The organism is Terasakiella sediminum (assembly GCF_033100395.1).
Classification (GTDB): domain Bacteria; phylum Pseudomonadota; class Alphaproteobacteria; order Rhodospirillales; family Terasakiellaceae; genus Terasakiella.
This window is the reverse complement of the sequence record NZ_JAWLVJ010000027.1, coordinates 11972-26789: the sequence shown is the minus strand read 5'-3', so window position 1 is coordinate 26789 and position 14818 is coordinate 11972. Positions and strand designations below refer to the sequence as shown.

Below are 14818 nucleotides of genomic sequence, written 5' to 3'. Positions count from 1 at the left end.
TCGAGGGTTAATAAAAGACCCCATTTTAAAAAATACATTTGGAAACATAGAGTTATGAGCAAACCAGCCAAGAAGTTTTTTGAGCCACTCGCTATCGGCGCCCCTCAACCCTACCGTGAAGTTCCGGTAAAAGTGGAACGTATGATCCACTTCTTCCCCCCACACATGGAAAAAATGCGCGCCAAGGTGCCAGACATGGTCAAGAAAGTTGACGTGATCCTGGGTAACCTTGAAGACGCCATTCCGATGGATGCGAAAGAAGAAGCCCGTGCAGGCTTTATCGAAGTGGCAAAATCCGTTGATTTCGGCTCTACATCGCTCTGGACCCGTGTGAACTGCCTGAACTCTCCCTGGTTTCTGGATGATGTAACACAGATTGTTGCCGAAGCGGGCGACAAGCTGGACGTTCTGATGCTGCCAAAGGTCGAAGGCCCCTGGGATATCCATTATGTTGACCAGCTTCTGGCCCAGCTGGAAGCCAAACATAATGTGAAAAAACCGATCATGATCCACGCCATTCTGGAAACAGCACTGGGTGTAGAACAGGTTTCTGAAATCGCAGCAGCCTCGCCCCGTATGCACGGCATGTCCCTCGGCCCAGCTGATCTGGCGGCGTCCCGTGGCATGAAGACAACCCGCGTTGGCGGTGGTCACCCGTTCTATGGCGTTCTGGAGGATGCCAAGGAAGAAGGTGCCGCACGTACCCTTTACCAACAGGACCTGTGGCACTTTACCGTTGCGAAAATGGTTGATGCCTGTCAGTCAAACGGCATCAAGGCGTTCTACGGGCCGTTCGGCGATTTCTCCGACAATGATGCCTGTGAAGCACAATTCCGCAACGCCTTCCTGCTTGGCTGTGTAGGCGCATGGTCACTGCACCCAAAACAAATCGATATCGCGAAGAAAGTTTTCTCCCCTGATGTGGAAGAAGCCAAATTCGCCATCCGCATTCTGGAAGCCATGCCAGACGGCACAGGTGCTGTCATGATTGATGGCAAAATGCAGGATGACGCAACCTGGAAGCAAGCAAAGGTCATCGTTGACCTTGCCAAACAAGTGGCTGAAAAAGACCCTGAGTTGGCTGAGGCATACGGCCTCTAACCTCAAGGTTTCTACAGTTTAGAAAGGCTCAAAAGTTAATTCTTTTGAGCCTTTTTTTATCGAATCGTATAGTTGATAACCCTAAAAATAATGTGTAAATTCATGCGAAATCAAAAATGATAGAATAAAAGAACAATTGGCCGGGGTCACTTAGATGAACTTTCGAGAGAAAAACATGAAAGCTTTTGAGAATATCAAAGCGCAGCTTCGTATCATCCCTGAATATATGGAATTGCTCCTGCCCTTCGCCCATTCCGCCCATATCCGCCGCCACCGCGCCCGGATCATTGCCAGCCGGGTTGGATTGCTCTCTCTCTTGTTCGCGGTTGTGATCCCGCTATGGGTCGTGATCGACTTTTTTGCTTTCAGCTGGCCAACCTGGGCCATCCTTGCCCTGTTACGCACCGCCTCTGCTGTTGCATTCTTTGGTCTTTATATTCTTCACCAAAACTGCCGGACACTCAATCACGCCTACCTCCTGCTCGGCGGGATGATGGCTATACCCCCGATTTTCTATCTGATTTCCCAACCATTCCTGATGGGAATAGAGACTGGAACCTTGGGCGCAGCGGTCACCAGTGCCTATGCTTTGCTGCCCTTTATCGTGGTTGCAGGCTTAAGTGTTTTCCCGTTGACGGCCCTTGAAGTTCTGGTAACAGGCACCGCCGTTATGATCGTTGTGATCTTGGGGGCCGCCCAACAGCAGGCCAATTTTGACCTCAATGCCTTTATCACCAGTACCTGGCTGATGATTGTCGTCATCGGGGTATCGATTTTCTCAGGCATGAGCCAACTTCACTATATGATCTCCCTGATTAATCAAGCGTCCAAAGATTTGCTAACCGGGGCCTTTACCCGTCGTTCCGGCGAAGAATATCTGGACCTGCAGTTCCGTATCGCATCACGCACCGGCGCACCAATGAGCCTGCTGTTCATGGATGTGGACAAGTTTAAATCCGTCAATGATGACTTTGGTCATGAACAGGGCGACCAAGTCCTAAAACAAGTCGCCAAGGGCCTGCAGAACTGCCTGCGTCGCAGTGACCAGTTAATCCGCTGGGGTGGTGAAGAATTTGTCATCCTGCTGCCCAATACGGATGCCGACCATATTATCCCCGTCCTGAACCGCTTATCAGAACTGACACTGGGCAACCGACCCGACGGCAAACCTGTCACCATCAGCATCGGCGCGTCCGAGCTGACCATGGATGAATGTGATGATTGGGTCCAGATGGTGGAAAAAGCCGATCACCGCATGTATGAGGCCAAAAAGACAGGCCGCAACAAAAGTATCGGCCCAAAACCGGAAACCAACATCGAAAATATTATTGCTGCATAAATCCCAATCTGACTATCATTACCCAAACTGGTTCTCCAACAACAGGTGATGTTGACATGAATAGAAAGCCCTGGAAAACACACTTGTCTGTTTTCCTCAGGGCTTTTTCTTTTCTATGTCTCTGGCCCTTTACCATACAAGCCACAGAGACCGTAAAAGTCGGCGTCACCCATTTCCCGCCTTTCTATATCGTCAGTGATGACAATCAGGTCAGTGGCCTTGGGATTGACCTGATAGAAGCACTTAACCAAATTCAGGACGATTATCGCTTCACCCCCATCATCGCAAGCCCGCGCCGACGCCATCAGATGTTTCAGGACGAACGGTTTGATATGTCCTTTTTTGATCATCTCGCCTGGGGCTGGGATAAGGATCAGGTGGACGCTACAGATGTCTATCTGACAGGCGGTGAAGTTTTCATCACCCAGAAAGCGCCTGGGCGGGATAAATCTTTCTTTAGCAATATCCAAAACCGATCCATCGCTGCGATCAGGGGTTACCATTATAAATTTGCAGACTATGTCACCGACCCTCATGCCCTGAAGACAAAGTTCAACATCACCCTGACCAATTCCCAGGATCATATCCTGAAACTGGTGGCAGAAAATCGGGTGGAGATCGGGATCATGACAGAAACCTACCTGCTGCAATATTTCCAGAAGAACCCGGCAGCCAAAGGTCAGTTCCTCACCGCTGAACAATATGATCAGGTCTATAATTTCCGAACCATCCTTCGAAAAAACACCAAACCTTCAGCCAATGAGATGAACAAGCTGATGACCGCTTTGCGCAAAAATGCCAACTTTAACTGGTTAAAAGAAAAGTACGGCATCGACTGGTAAAGGCTCACAAGCCCTAAAATAATTATAAATTGCGAGCTAGGCCAATAGCTGCTATGTATAGGTCAAATGCAGTTATTGCACTGCAGCAAAATTCACATAAATTTGGGGTTATCCTTTATGTTTCAGCTTGTCTCCAAGGCATCTGCTAACGCACGTGTTGATCTATTATCCGGCCTGACGGTTGCGCTTGCACTTGTTCCTGAAGCCGTTGCTTTTGCCTTTGTTGCCGGCGTTCACCCGCTTGTAGGTCTGTATGCCGCCTTTATGGTTGGCCTGATCACTGCTGTCTTGGGCGGTCGCCCAGGTATGATCAGTGGCGCGACAGGGGCTTTGGCGGTTGTCATGGTGTCGCTGGTTGCCCAGCACGGGGTGGAATATCTCTTTGCCACGGTCGTTTTGATGGGGATTTTGCAGATTATCGCAGGCGCGTTACATTTGGGTAAATTCATCCGACTGGTGCCGTATCCAGTGATGCTGGGCTTCGTAAATGGCTTGGCGATCGTGATTTTCCTGGCACAACTGGGCCAATTCAAGGTCGAAGATGCGGCAGGTCAGTTGCAATGGATGACGGGTGAGCCGCTTTATCTGATGCTGGGTCTGGTTGCCATCACCATGGCAATTATCAAGTATCTGCCGAAATTCACCACACTGATCCCTGCCCCGCTTGCAGCCATCGTTGTGATCTCATTAGCCGTAATCTATGGCGGTCTGGATACCCGCACCGTTGGTGATATGGCAAGCATTGCTGGTGGACTGCCTGAATTCCACATCCCGGCTGTTCCGCTGAACCTCGAAACATTGTGGATCATCCTGCCATATGCCGTCATTCTGGCCGCAATTGGTCTGATTGAATCGCTGCTAACCCTGACACTGGTTGCAGAACTGACAGAAACCCATGGTCGGGCGTCCAAAGAATGTATGGCACAGGGCACAGCAAACCTAGTCACCGGTTTCTTCGGCGGCATGGGCGGTTGCGCGATGATCGGTCAATCCATGATCAACGTGAATTCAGGTGGTCGTGGTCGCCTGGCAGGTATTGCAGCAGCCTTGTTCCTGCTGTCCTTCATCCTGTTTGCTTCGCCACTCATTGAACAAATTCCATTGGCGGCACTTGTTGGTGTGATGTTCATGGTCGTGGTGGGCACGTTTGAATGGAGTTCCTTCCGTATCCTGCACAAGATCCCACGCACGGATGCCTTCGTGCTGATTCTAGTATCTGGTGTGACCGTTGCATCTGACTTGGCCATCGCGGTGATCGTTGGGGTGATTGTTTCTGCCCTTGTGTTTGCCTGGAAAGCAGCCAAACGCATTGATGCAACAACCAAGCTGCTGCCGAACGGGTCAAAAGTATACCAGCTGCATGGCCCGCTGTTCTTTGGTTCCATCGCCAGCTTTAAAGAACTGTTTGATCCCAAGAACGACCCGGATGATGTGATTATCGACTTCGTAGAATCGCGTGTGTGGGACCATTCTGGTCTGGAAGCCATCGATAGTCTGGCAGAACGTTATGTAAAATCCGGCAAGCAGCTTCACCTGCGTCACCTCAGCCCGGACTGCACGCAACTTCTTGAAAAAGCAGGTTCTTTGGTTGAAATCAACGTGATCGAAGACCCGATGTATGGCCTGGTTATGGATTATCCGGAAGACATCATGGATAAAAAAGATAAACAGGGCACTGGCGAAAATCCAGCTTCCGCCTAAATACAGACCCGAAAAAGCTTGCATTTAAAAAGCCGCTGGCGCAAAAAGGCGCTTGCGGCTTTTTAATAGCCGATCCGTATAAAACCATATGATGTCCACTGGGGTTTTCATGCATACCTATCTCGATTTCGAAAAACCGATTGCCGAACTTGAAGGCAAAATCAAGGAACTGCGCCACGTCAGCGCGTCCGGTGAGGAAATCAACATTGCTGATGAAATCGGCCGTTTGCAAACCAAGGTCGAACGCCTGTTGCAAAACACCTATTCCAAATTGACCCCGTGGCAAAAGACACAGGTTGCCCGTCACCCGGAACGTCCGCACGCCAAAGACTATATCGAGGCGCTGATCGAAGACTTCACTGAACTGGCAGGTGATCGTCTCTATGCTGAAGATTGCGCCATCATTGGTGGCCTGGGTCGTTTTGAAGGTCACAGCGTTGTGGTCATGGGTCACGAAAAAGGCAACAGCACCGAAACACGTGTGAAACACAATTTCGGCATGGCGCGCCCGGAAGGCTACCGTAAAGCCCAGCGCCTTATGGATATGGCAGAACGTTTCAAACTGCCGATCATCACATTTGTGGATACGGCAGGTGCTTTCCCCGGTGCAGACGCGGAAGAACGCGGCCAATCCGAAGCGATTGCAAAATCCATCGAAAAATGCCTGAACGTCAAAGTCCCGTTCACCTCTATCGTGATCGGTGAAGGTGGATCAGGCGGTGCGATTGCCATTGCATGTGCTAACGACATCTACATGCTGGAACATTCCATCTATTCGGTAATCTCACCAGAAGGCTGCGCATCTATCCTGTGGCGTTCCAACGACTATACAGAATCTGCAGCAGATGCGTTGAACATCACCGCACAAGACCTGCATCGCCTCGGTGTGATCGATGATGTAATCGCTGAACCGATGGGCGGTGCGCACCGCAGCCACGAAGCCACATTCGAAGCGGTTCGCAAAGTAATCGATGCGTCCATTCGTGATCAATTGACCCATGACGGTGGCGTTCTCAAAGCCCGCCGTCGCGAGAAATTCCTGGCCATGGGACGCATCAGCGCAGCTTAATTGCCCCATCAACACAGGTTAAAAATTTGTCGGCGCAGGTCTTTTAAAGGTCTGCGCCGATTGCTTTCGTGATATTGTCAAAGCCGTCAGCCTTCAGGCGATCAACCAGACCCCGGTTAATCTCACCCACAAGCTCCAGCCCGCCATAAACAAGGGCGGAATAAAGCTGCACAAGTGATGCACCTGCACGGATTTTTGCATAAGCCTGATCCGCATTGGAAATACCACCGACACCCACCAACGGAATACGGCCATCCACCTGTTTGGCAATTTCGCGCAAGACTTGCGTGGATGGTTCAAACAACGGCTGACCACTAAGCCCGCCGCCTTCGCCTTTGTCCGCACTGCGCAAACTATCCGGGCGTTCAATGGTGGTGTTCGATACGATCAGACCATCAATCCCGGTTTCAATCACGACATCCACGATATCGGTTTTGTCTTCATCTGTCAGGTCCGGTGCGACCTTCAACAGCAAAGGTACCTTGCCCTTATCAACAACGCTGTCACGTGTCTTGAGAACTTCCAGCAGCAGGCCTGCCAATTGATCTTTGCTTTGCAAGGCGCGCAGGCCCGGCGTGTTGGGCGAAGATACATTCACCACCAGATAATCACTTAACGGGGCCAATGCCTTGGTGCCTGCCACATAATCAGCCACCGCATCTTCCTGCGTTTTGTTCTTACCCAGGTTCGCGCCCAGAATGCCGCGACGTTTGCGTGCTTTCAAGCGGGCTTCCACCGCATCCAAACCTTCGTTATTAAAGCCCATACGGTTGATGACAGCCTGATCTTCGGTCAGGCGGAACAGGCGTGGTTGCGGATTGCCCGGTTGTGGCTTGGGGGTAACAGACCCAATCTCGGTAAAACCAAAGCCCTGATCAAGAATCGCATCTGGTACATCGGCATTTTTATCAAAGCCTGCGGCCAGACCAACCGGATTAACAAAATCCATGCCCCACAGGGTCTGGGATAAAACCGGATCAACAGCAGCGCTTTTGGAAGGAAGCATCCCTGATTTCAATGCTTTAATTGCCATGCCATGGGCTTTTTCCGGTGACATCAGGCGCAGGATTGGTCCTGCAAAAGCATAAAGTCCCATGTGTTAATCCCCTTTTATCCTAAAAATGGTCCAAATTTCGGCGGACCATATCACTTGGGACGCCATTTGTCGGCACGTTTTTGTGCTTCTTTTCGATCGAATGTGCTCATTTTCGGTGTCATTTCTGCCAAGGCTTTGGTGGGATCAAATCTTTCCTCTTCCGCAATCACTTTTGCGGCATCCTTGTTGGCCAGAAGAAACCACTTATAAGCCTCAATAAAATCGGGTTTCTTCTCCCACCCATCGCGATTGGCGACCCCCATAAAAAACTGGGCGCGCACATCGCCCTGGGCAGATGACAGCCTGAACCATTTCATCGCACTGGGCAGATCATTTTCTACACCCCGGCCATTTAAATACAGCTGGGCCAATTTATATTGGGCGCCCGCGTGCTGGCCCTTGGTTGCGGCCACACGATACCATTTCTGCGCATTCAGATAGTCGGTACGTTCAGCTTCATAAAACACCGCCAGCTTATATTGGGATTCAGGGTCCCCGTCCTTGGCATTGCGGTACCACATCTTGATCATCTGACCTTTACTGGCTTCGGCCTGTTCGATCTCTGCCTCTTTTTCCCAGCCTTTGCCGACCACATATCCAATCGCAGTTACGACCGCCAAAACCAGGGCTAAAAGATATAAAAAGGTTTTCATTTACCCATTCTCAAAAATATTTTTTGCCAATTTAGCAACTTGTCCATCTTTTCGTCACAAAAAAGTTGATAAATCACTGGATGTAGATGAAAGCACGTTTGCATTAACGGGCTTGAAAAGCTATGTTATCGCAACTTTTTTGAATTTTTTTGGGATTTAAGCCGTGGCTAAAGAAGAAGATGCTTCCGTAAGCAATCTGTTTAAAGAAATCGATGACGAATTGCGCCAGGATAAAGCGACCCTGCTGTGGAAACAATATGGCAGCACAGTTATCGGTGCCATCATCGCCGTCATCATTGCGGTTGGCGCCTATGAAGGCTGGAAAAGCTATGATCTAAGCCAACGCAGCGCCCTTGGTGATCAATATGCAAAGGCCCTTGATCTCGCCAACGAACAAAACTTTGCAGCTGCCACAGAAGCATTTCAAGCTTTGGCAGGTCAAAGCGACAAAGGCTACAACACGCTGGCCCGACTGCAGGAAGCAGGGCTTCTGGCACGCCAGGGCAAATTTGAAGAAGCCGCCAACGCGTATTTTCTGATTGCCCAAAATGGCGAGTTGAACAGTTCCTATCGTGATATGGCCCTGATCCTGGGTGGCCTGAACGGTCTGGATGTGATGGAACCAAACGACATCATTTCCCGTCTGGCCCCAATGATCGGCGGCGTAAACGCTTGGCGTCACAGCGCAAGTGAAATCACAGCTTATGCCCATGCAAAAGCTGGCGACAACGCAAAGGCAGCTGAAATTATGAATTCGCTGTCCGAGGATGCATCCGCACCTGCAGGTGTGCGCCAGCGCGCCCAGCAATTTGCCAAAGCCTATGCCGGTTAATCAGATAACGAGATAATCATGAATTATACGGAGACCACAAAGATGTTGCGACGTTTATGTATGGCCGGACTGGCCGTCGTCTCTTTAAGTGCCTGCGACACTTGGTTTGGGGAAGACGAAGCCCCTCCACTACCGGGTGAACGTATCTCCGTTCTGCTTCATGAACGCACATTGACACCAGACCCGGAAGCAGCTGGGACGCAAGTCCTGCTACCACCGCCAAGTCCAAACCTTGAATGGCCGCAAGCCGGTGGTTTTGCCAACCACGCCATGCATCATATTCAGGTTTCTGAAAATCTTGGCAAAGCCTGGCGCACAAGCGTTGGGGACGGGTCTGACGACAGTGAACGTATCGTTGCCCAGCCGATTGTGGCAGAAGGTAAAATCTTCACCATCGATTCTGAAAACCTGGTTTCCGCCTTTAATGCTGAAACAGGCGAACGTCTGTGGGAACTGGAACTGACACCAGAACATGAAGATGATGGTCACATTTCCGGTGGTCTGGCCTATGATAACGGACGCCTTTATATCGCAACCGGGTTTGCCCTGGTCTTTGGCATTGATGCCAATTCCGGCAAGGCCCTGTGGGTCAGCAAGGCAGACGCCCCCATGCGCGCTGCCCCAACAGCCCGTGGCAACCGTGTATTTGTGATTACCCTGAATAACGAACTGATTGCCTATGATGGTCGCAACGGTGAAAAATTGTGGGATTACAAAGGTATTTCTGAAACGGCCAGTATCCTTGGCGGGGCCAGCCCGGCTGTCGATAGCGGCGTTGTGGTTGCTGCCTTTTCTTCCGGTGACATTGTTGCGCTGAAAGTTGAAAACGGCAATCAGGTGTGGTCAGAAAACCTGTCTGGATCACGCCGTACAGATTCCGTTTCTGCGCTCACCGCCATTCGGGGCCGTCCGATCATTGATCGTGGTCGTGTTTATGCGATTTCAAACTCCGGGACATTTGTTTCCATTGACTTGAAGAGCGGACAGCGTTATTGGTCCCAGGAATTATCCAGTCAGGAAACACCGTGGATTGCGGGCGACTATCTTTATGTTGTGACACCGGATGCTGAACTTGTTTGCGTTAACCGCAATGATGGTCGTATCCACTGGGTGACCTCCCTGCCCCGCTGGGAAGACCCGGAAGAACGTCGCGGTAACCTGACTTGGAGCACCCCGATACTGGTATCAGATCGTCTGATCGTTGCAGGCAGCAACGAAGAAGCCTATTCGGTCTCCCCTTATGATGGTGAGATTTTGGGCCGCGTCGAAATGCCAGACCGTATCATTGTGCCGCCGCTGGCTGCCAATGGCACGCTCTACTTCCTGTCGGATGGTGCTGACTTGGTTGCATACCGTTAAGCCCGATATTAGCTTAACGCATTAGGATTTAAAACAATGCCGTTTACTGTGGCAATTCTGGGCCGCCCGAATGTGGGTAAGTCCACACTCTTTAATCGTCTGGTTGGTAAAAAGCTGGCCATCGTTGACGACACCCCCGGTGTGACCCGTGATCGCCGCGAAGGTGTGGGCCGGGTTGGTGACCTTGAATTCAAGGTGATTGATACCGCTGGTCTTGAAGAGGCCTTTGATGATTCCCTTGAAGCACGCATGCGTCAACAAACAGAACTGGCTTTGGATGAAGCCGATGTTGCTTTGTTTATGATTGATGCACGTGCTGGGGTCACGCCTTTGGACAGCCATTTTGCAGACTGGCTGCGTGGTCGTGGCGACGTGCCTGTTGTACTGCTCGCAAATAAATGCGAAGGCAAATCAGGTGATAACGGCATCTATGAATCTTATGCATTGGGTCTTGGAGATCCTTATCCCTTTTCTGCGGAACATGGTGACGGGATGGTCAATATCTATGACGCCATCCAACCCCATTATGACAAATGGATGATCGATAACGCCGCATTGGTCGAAGAAGAAAAACTCCTGTCCCAGGTCGTGACCCGTACCATCATTGATGAAGATGGTAACGAAATTGAAGAACAGGATTTTTCAAACCTGCCGTTGCAGGTCGCTATTGTTGGCCGCCCCAATGTGGGAAAATCAACCCTGATCAACAAACTGCTGGGCACAGACCGCTTACTGACAGGCCCCGAAGCCGGCATTACGCGCGACTCCATCGCCCTTGATTACGAAGTTGATGGCCGCAAGATCAAGCTGATTGACACTGCAGGGATGCGCCGTCGCACCAAGGTGAATGAAAAGGTGGAAACCCTTTCGGCTGCAGATTCCCGCCGGGCTGTCAAATTTGCGCAGATCGTTTGTTTGGTGCTGGATTCCAACCTGATGCTGGAAAAGCAAGATCTGGTCATCGCCAAAGAAACCATTGATGAAGGGCGCGCCCTTGTCATCGTTGCCAACAAATGGGATGACGTCAAAGATCGCAAACAGGCCCTGCAAAACCTGGCGGACCGGATGGAAAAGTCCATGTCACAAGTACGTGGCATTCCTGTGATTACATTGTCTGCGAAAACTGGCCGTGGGCTTAACAAGCTCTTCCCCGCCATCTTTGACATTTACGAAAAATGGAACATCCGCATTCCGACCGGACAGCTCAATCGCTGGCTGGAACAAATGACGGAAATCCACCCGCCGCCCCTGGCACAAGGTCGCCGCCTGCGTCTGCGTTATATGACGCAAGCCAAGACACGCCCGCCAACCTTTGTCATTTTTGGAAACAAGCCGGGTGACCTGCCGGATTCCTATCTGCGCTACATCGCCAACGGTATCCGTGAAGACTTCGGAATTGAAGGCGTGCCGATCCGCGTGATGATGCGCAAAGGCGATAACCCATACGATAATAAGAAAAAGAAGCGCTGATTTCTTTTTAATTGCACCCATTTTTGTTATGGTCACCACATTCAGAGATTGAAATGGGGGCAAGCTTTGTTTGGGCGTTTGCGAGAAAGGTTAATCAGTCTTTATTATGGTGATGCAAAAACATCACTTTATTTTCGATACAGCCTGCTTGTCTTTGATGTCGTCACCATCAGTTTTTTCATTATAGCGTCCATGGTCGAACATAATGAATGGTTTCTGGCGGCGGACTATTCCATCGCTATTGTGCTGATCCTTGATTATTTTGCCCGCATGATTGCCGCCAACAACACCTGGCGGTTCATCATCCGGCCCATGAACCTGGCTGATGTTGTCGTGATTGGCACCCTGCTCGCCCCACTGTTAATCGAAAATTTCGCTTTCCTAAGGGTCGTGCGCGCCCTTCGATTATTACGATCCTATCACGTCCTGAAAGACTTTCGCGACCAGTTCGTATTCTTCCGCGAACATGAACAGGTAATGATGAGCATCCTGAACCTGATGGTCTTCATCTTTTTCGTCACCGCCCTTGTTTATGTGTTTGAGGTAGAAGAAAATGAACAGATCAATACCTACATTGATGCGCTTTACTTCACCGTCACCACATTAACTACTACGGGCTTTGGCGATATCACGCTGGAAGGCCCCATGGGTCGAATGCTGTCAGTTGTAATCATGGTTTTTGGAATTTCCCTGTTCCTCCGCCTTGTGCAAACCATCTTTCGCCCGTCCAAAGTCAATTACCCCTGCCCTAAATGCGGACTGGTGCGTCATGAACCGGATGCGGTCCATTGCAAGCATTGCGGGGATTTCCTGCAGATCAAGCATGACGGGGATGTGGCGTAGGCACGCTTACTTGTTCAGTTCCTGAATGGCCTGATCAATCCCTTCAAGGGTCAGGCCATACATGCGATCACTCATCAACTGCTTGATCATCTGAATGGACATGGTGTGTCGCCACCATTGCTGCGGCACAGGATTTATCCAAACGGCATGGGGATAGACGTCCAGCACACGCTGCATCCAGGTTGCCCCTGCTTCTTCATTCCAATGTTCCACCGCCCCGCCGGGATAGCTGATTTCATAGGGGCTCATGGACGCATCGCCGACAAAGATCACCTTGTAATCACTGGGGTACGTATGGAGCACATCCCACAGCGGGATCACTTCATTGTGGCGACGCTTGTTATCCTTCCACACCCCTTCATAAATACAGTTGTGGAAATAGTAATACTCCAGATGTTTAAATTCGGTACGACACGCCGAGAACATTTCTTCACAGACCTTGATATGGTCATCCATGGACCCGCCCACATCAAAGAACAATAAGACCTTCACCGCATTGTGCCGTTCCGCCACCATCTTGATGTCCAGAAACCCGCGATGTGCCGTTGATTTGATGGTGTCATCCAGGTCAAGCTGGGTCTGTGCCCCGGTGCGGGCAAATTTACGCAGGCGACGCAGGGCGACCTTGATGTTGCGCGTGCCCAGTTCCACCTGATCATCCAGGTTCTTGAATTCCCGCTTGTCCCAGACTTTTACCGCGCGGCGATGACGTGATTCTTTTTGTCCGATGCGGATGCCTTCCGGGTTATAGCCATAGGCCCCAAAGGGCGAGGTCCCGGCAGTACCTATCCACTTATTGCCGCCCTGATGACGTTCTTTCTGTTCTTCCAGACGTTTTTTCAACGTCTCCATCAGCTTTTCCCATCCGCCCATACTTTCGATCTGAGCTTTTTCTTCCTCGCTCAACAGCTTTTCCGCCATCTTGCGCAGCCATTCTTCCGGGATTTCATGGGCCTCGCCTTCCACAGGTTCCAGCCCTTTAAAGACATGACCAAAGACCCGGTCAAACTTGTCCAGATGGCGTTCATCCTTCACCAAGGCAGAACGGGCCAGATAATAGAAATCATCCAACGAATATTCCGCGATCCCCTTGTCCATCGCCTCCATCAACAAGAGATATTCTTTCAAGGAAACCGGAACCTTGGCTTCTTTCAGTTCGAAAAAGAGATTGAGGAACATTTACTCAGCATCCTCTTGTAAGATACGCACAGGCACTTCGCCTTTCACATGAATATCGCGCTGCGGATACGGGAAGGCCACGCCGTTTTCATGGAACTTGTCCCAGATTTTCAACAGAACTTCGCTGCGGATATTACCCAGTCCATTCTGCGGATCATCCACCCAGAAACGCAGTTCGATATTGACCGAACTATCCCCAAATTCGCGCAACAGACATCTTGGTGCCGGGTTGGTAACAATGCGCGGCAGTTCGCTGGCGGCTTCCACACAAAGCTTCATCGCCAATTTCACATCAGCTGAATAGTCGATGCCGACCATGGCACGTTGACGCACGTTGGTATCAGAAAAAGACCAGTTTTCAACCCGTTGCGTAATCAACTCTTCATTCGGGATCAGGGTTTCCGTTCCGTCGCGGGTAATGACGGACACATAACGCCCACCCAACTTATCAATCCGGCCATAGGTTTGACCAAGGCTGATCACATCACCGGGTTTAACGGATCGATCCATCAACAGAATGACACCACTGACAAGGTTGGCTGCCACTTTTTGCAAACCAAAACCAAGGCCAATACCAATGGCACCTGAGAAGACAGCAAGGGCGGTCAAATCAATCCCCATGGCATCCAGCGCGATCAAAACGCCAAGGACAATCAACCCGAAGCGCAGAAATTTCTTGAGCAACACCTTGGCTGAAGGCGTCAGGTTATCCAATCCATCAACGCGGCGTTTTGCCACCCCTTCCAGCAGGGAAAATAGCCAGAAAAGGATACCAACGGCGATGATCCCTTTGACCACGCCCAACAGAGAAAAATGCATTTCTCCAAAGCTGAAGGCCATACTGTCCAGAAACGACTTGGTCACATCCAGCAAGCCCACGATGTTCAAGGCTGCAATGGACCAGGCCGATACGCTAACCAGCTTGGACCAACCCCGATCCTTGATTAAACTGGAGGCAAAGCGGATCACAATCCAGGCGATCAGCAGGCTGACCACCAGCTTGATGATCTGATGGCTCTGGTCCAACGTGCGCATGGCAAAAAGCGTGAACCACAGGGTAATCGCCAAAAAGATCGGGAAGATCAGCGGGGCGAGGGTGTGTTTTAGCGGTCGTTCAAACCGTTTGACCTGATCGGGCAAATGGATCCAGGATACCAGACGGATCAGCTTGCGTTTTAACAAACGCCCAACCAGAAAGACCGCAATCAGGATCAGAACCTGTTTCAGATTATCGACCACAAAGACATGTTCCAGCACCCAGACGTGCAGGAAGTTGATCAGCGTCAGCGCTTCATCCCTGTAGGCAAAATCTTTCAACAGTTCCTGAAACATAA

At 50.6% G+C, this 14818-nt stretch carries 13 protein-coding genes; 9 read left to right on the top strand and 4 right to left on the bottom strand.

The genetic code is table 11. The features are described from left to right. The first annotated feature begins 54 nt into the window (after window positions 1-54). The 5 genes from RYZ26_RS17355 to RYZ26_RS17335 all read left to right on the top strand — a co-directional run bounded on the left by RYZ26_RS17355 (window position 55) and on the right by RYZ26_RS17335 (window position 6052). Entirely contained in the window at window positions 55-1101 is a 1047-nt protein-coding gene (locus tag RYZ26_RS17355; RefSeq protein ID WP_317684516.1) for an HpcH/HpaI aldolase/citrate lyase family protein, read from the top strand. A gap of 175 nt (window positions 1102-1276) precedes the next feature. Then, entirely contained in the window at window positions 1277-2440 is a 1164-nt protein-coding gene (locus RYZ26_RS17350) for a GGDEF domain-containing protein (RefSeq protein ID WP_317684515.1), read from the top strand. Window positions 2441-2496: 56 nt separating this feature from the next. After that, the gene (locus RYZ26_RS17345) at window positions 2497-3282 is read left to right on the top strand and encodes a substrate-binding periplasmic protein (RefSeq protein WP_317684514.1); all 786 of its coding nucleotides are present in this window, start codon (window positions 2497-2499) and stop codon (window positions 3280-3282) included. A gap of 117 nt (window positions 3283-3399) precedes the next feature. Then, window positions 3400-4983 (top strand): SulP family inorganic anion transporter, encoded by a 1584-nt coding sequence (locus tag RYZ26_RS17340; protein ID WP_317684513.1) that lies wholly within the window; start codon window positions 3400-3402, stop codon window positions 4981-4983. A 109-nt stretch (window positions 4984-5092) separates the two neighbouring features. Beyond that, window positions 5093-6052 carry an acetyl-CoA carboxylase carboxyltransferase subunit alpha gene (locus tag RYZ26_RS17335; protein WP_317684512.1) on the top strand — a complete coding sequence of 320 codons (960 nt, stop codon included), beginning with the start codon at window positions 5093-5095 and terminating at the stop codon, window positions 6050-6052. Between the two features lie 43 nt (window positions 6053-6095). Here RYZ26_RS17335 and RYZ26_RS17330 read toward each other — a convergent pair whose 3' ends face one another. Then, window positions 6096-7148, bottom strand: a complete 1053-nt coding sequence (locus RYZ26_RS17330; RefSeq protein WP_317684511.1) for a quinone-dependent dihydroorotate dehydrogenase — start codon at window positions 7146-7148, stop codon at window positions 6096-6098. A gap of 50 nt (window positions 7149-7198) precedes the next feature. Continuing rightward, window positions 7199-7801: a tetratricopeptide repeat protein gene (locus RYZ26_RS17325; protein WP_317684510.1), complete on the bottom strand. Its 603-nt coding sequence runs from the start codon at window positions 7799-7801 to the stop codon at window positions 7199-7201. 163 nt (window positions 7802-7964) lie between these two features. Here RYZ26_RS17325 and RYZ26_RS17320 point away from each other — a divergent pair, with 163 nt between their 5' ends. The 4 genes from RYZ26_RS17320 to RYZ26_RS17305 all read left to right on the top strand — a co-directional run bounded on the left by RYZ26_RS17320 (window position 7965) and on the right by RYZ26_RS17305 (window position 12305). Further along, window positions 7965-8633, top strand: a complete 669-nt coding sequence (locus tag RYZ26_RS17320; protein ID WP_317684509.1) for a tetratricopeptide repeat protein — start codon at window positions 7965-7967, stop codon at window positions 8631-8633. A 42-nt stretch (window positions 8634-8675) separates the two neighbouring features. Next, window positions 8676-9992, top strand: coding sequence for an outer membrane protein assembly factor BamB family protein (locus RYZ26_RS17315; protein ID WP_317684508.1), 1317 nt, complete (start codon window positions 8676-8678; stop codon window positions 9990-9992). 36 nt (window positions 9993-10028) lie between these two features. Continuing rightward, window positions 10029-11462: a ribosome biogenesis GTPase Der gene (der, locus tag RYZ26_RS17310; RefSeq protein WP_317684507.1), complete on the top strand. Its 1434-nt coding sequence runs from the start codon at window positions 10029-10031 to the stop codon at window positions 11460-11462. Window positions 11463-11528: 66 nt separating this feature from the next. Next, window positions 11529-12305, top strand: a complete 777-nt coding sequence (locus tag RYZ26_RS17305) for a potassium channel family protein (protein ID WP_317684506.1) — start codon at window positions 11529-11531, stop codon at window positions 12303-12305. Between the two features lie 6 nt (window positions 12306-12311). Here the strand turns inward: RYZ26_RS17305 and RYZ26_RS17300 are convergent, their stop codons facing one another. Both RYZ26_RS17300 and RYZ26_RS17295 read right to left on the bottom strand, forming a co-directional pair. Next, a complete protein-coding gene (locus RYZ26_RS17300) occupies window positions 12312-13484 on the bottom strand; it encodes a vWA domain-containing protein (protein ID WP_317684505.1) in 1173 nt (390 codons plus the stop codon). After that, on the bottom strand, window positions 13485-14816 hold the full coding sequence (locus tag RYZ26_RS17295) for a mechanosensitive ion channel family protein (protein ID WP_317684504.1): 1332 nt from the start codon (window positions 14814-14816) through the stop codon (window positions 13485-13487). Window positions 14817-14818: the final 2 nt, after the last annotated feature.

Excerpts from the sequence above, each read along its gene's own strand:
- RYZ26_RS17355 (WP_317684516.1), top strand. The coding sequence starts at position 55 with ATGAGCAAACCAGCCAAGAAGTTTTTTGAGCCACTCGCTATCGGCGCC.
- RYZ26_RS17350 (WP_317684515.1), top strand. The coding sequence starts at position 1,277 with ATGAAAGCTTTTGAGAATATCAAAGCGCAGCTTCGTATCATCCCTGAA.
- RYZ26_RS17345 (WP_317684514.1), top strand. The coding sequence starts at position 2,497 with ATGAATAGAAAGCCCTGGAAAACACACTTGTCTGTTTTCCTCAGGGCT.
- RYZ26_RS17340 (WP_317684513.1), top strand. The coding sequence starts at position 3,400 with ATGTTTCAGCTTGTCTCCAAGGCATCTGCTAACGCACGTGTTGATCTA.
- RYZ26_RS17335 (WP_317684512.1), top strand. The coding sequence starts at position 5,093 with ATGCATACCTATCTCGATTTCGAAAAACCGATTGCCGAACTTGAAGGC.
- RYZ26_RS17330 (WP_317684511.1), bottom strand. The coding sequence starts at position 7,148 with ATGGGACTTTATGCTTTTGCAGGACCAATCCTGCGCCTGATGTCACCG.
- RYZ26_RS17325 (WP_317684510.1), bottom strand. The coding sequence starts at position 7,801 with ATGAAAACCTTTTTATATCTTTTAGCCCTGGTTTTGGCGGTCGTAACT.
- RYZ26_RS17315 (WP_317684508.1), top strand. The coding sequence starts at position 8,676 with ATGTTGCGACGTTTATGTATGGCCGGACTGGCCGTCGTCTCTTTAAGT.
- der (WP_317684507.1), top strand. The coding sequence starts at position 10,029 with ATGCCGTTTACTGTGGCAATTCTGGGCCGCCCGAATGTGGGTAAGTCC.
- RYZ26_RS17300 (WP_317684505.1), bottom strand. The coding sequence starts at position 13,484 with ATGTTCCTCAATCTCTTTTTCGAACTGAAAGAAGCCAAGGTTCCGGTT.
- RYZ26_RS17295 (WP_317684504.1), bottom strand. The coding sequence starts at position 14,816 with ATGTTTCAGGAACTGTTGAAAGATTTTGCCTACAGGGATGAAGCGCTG.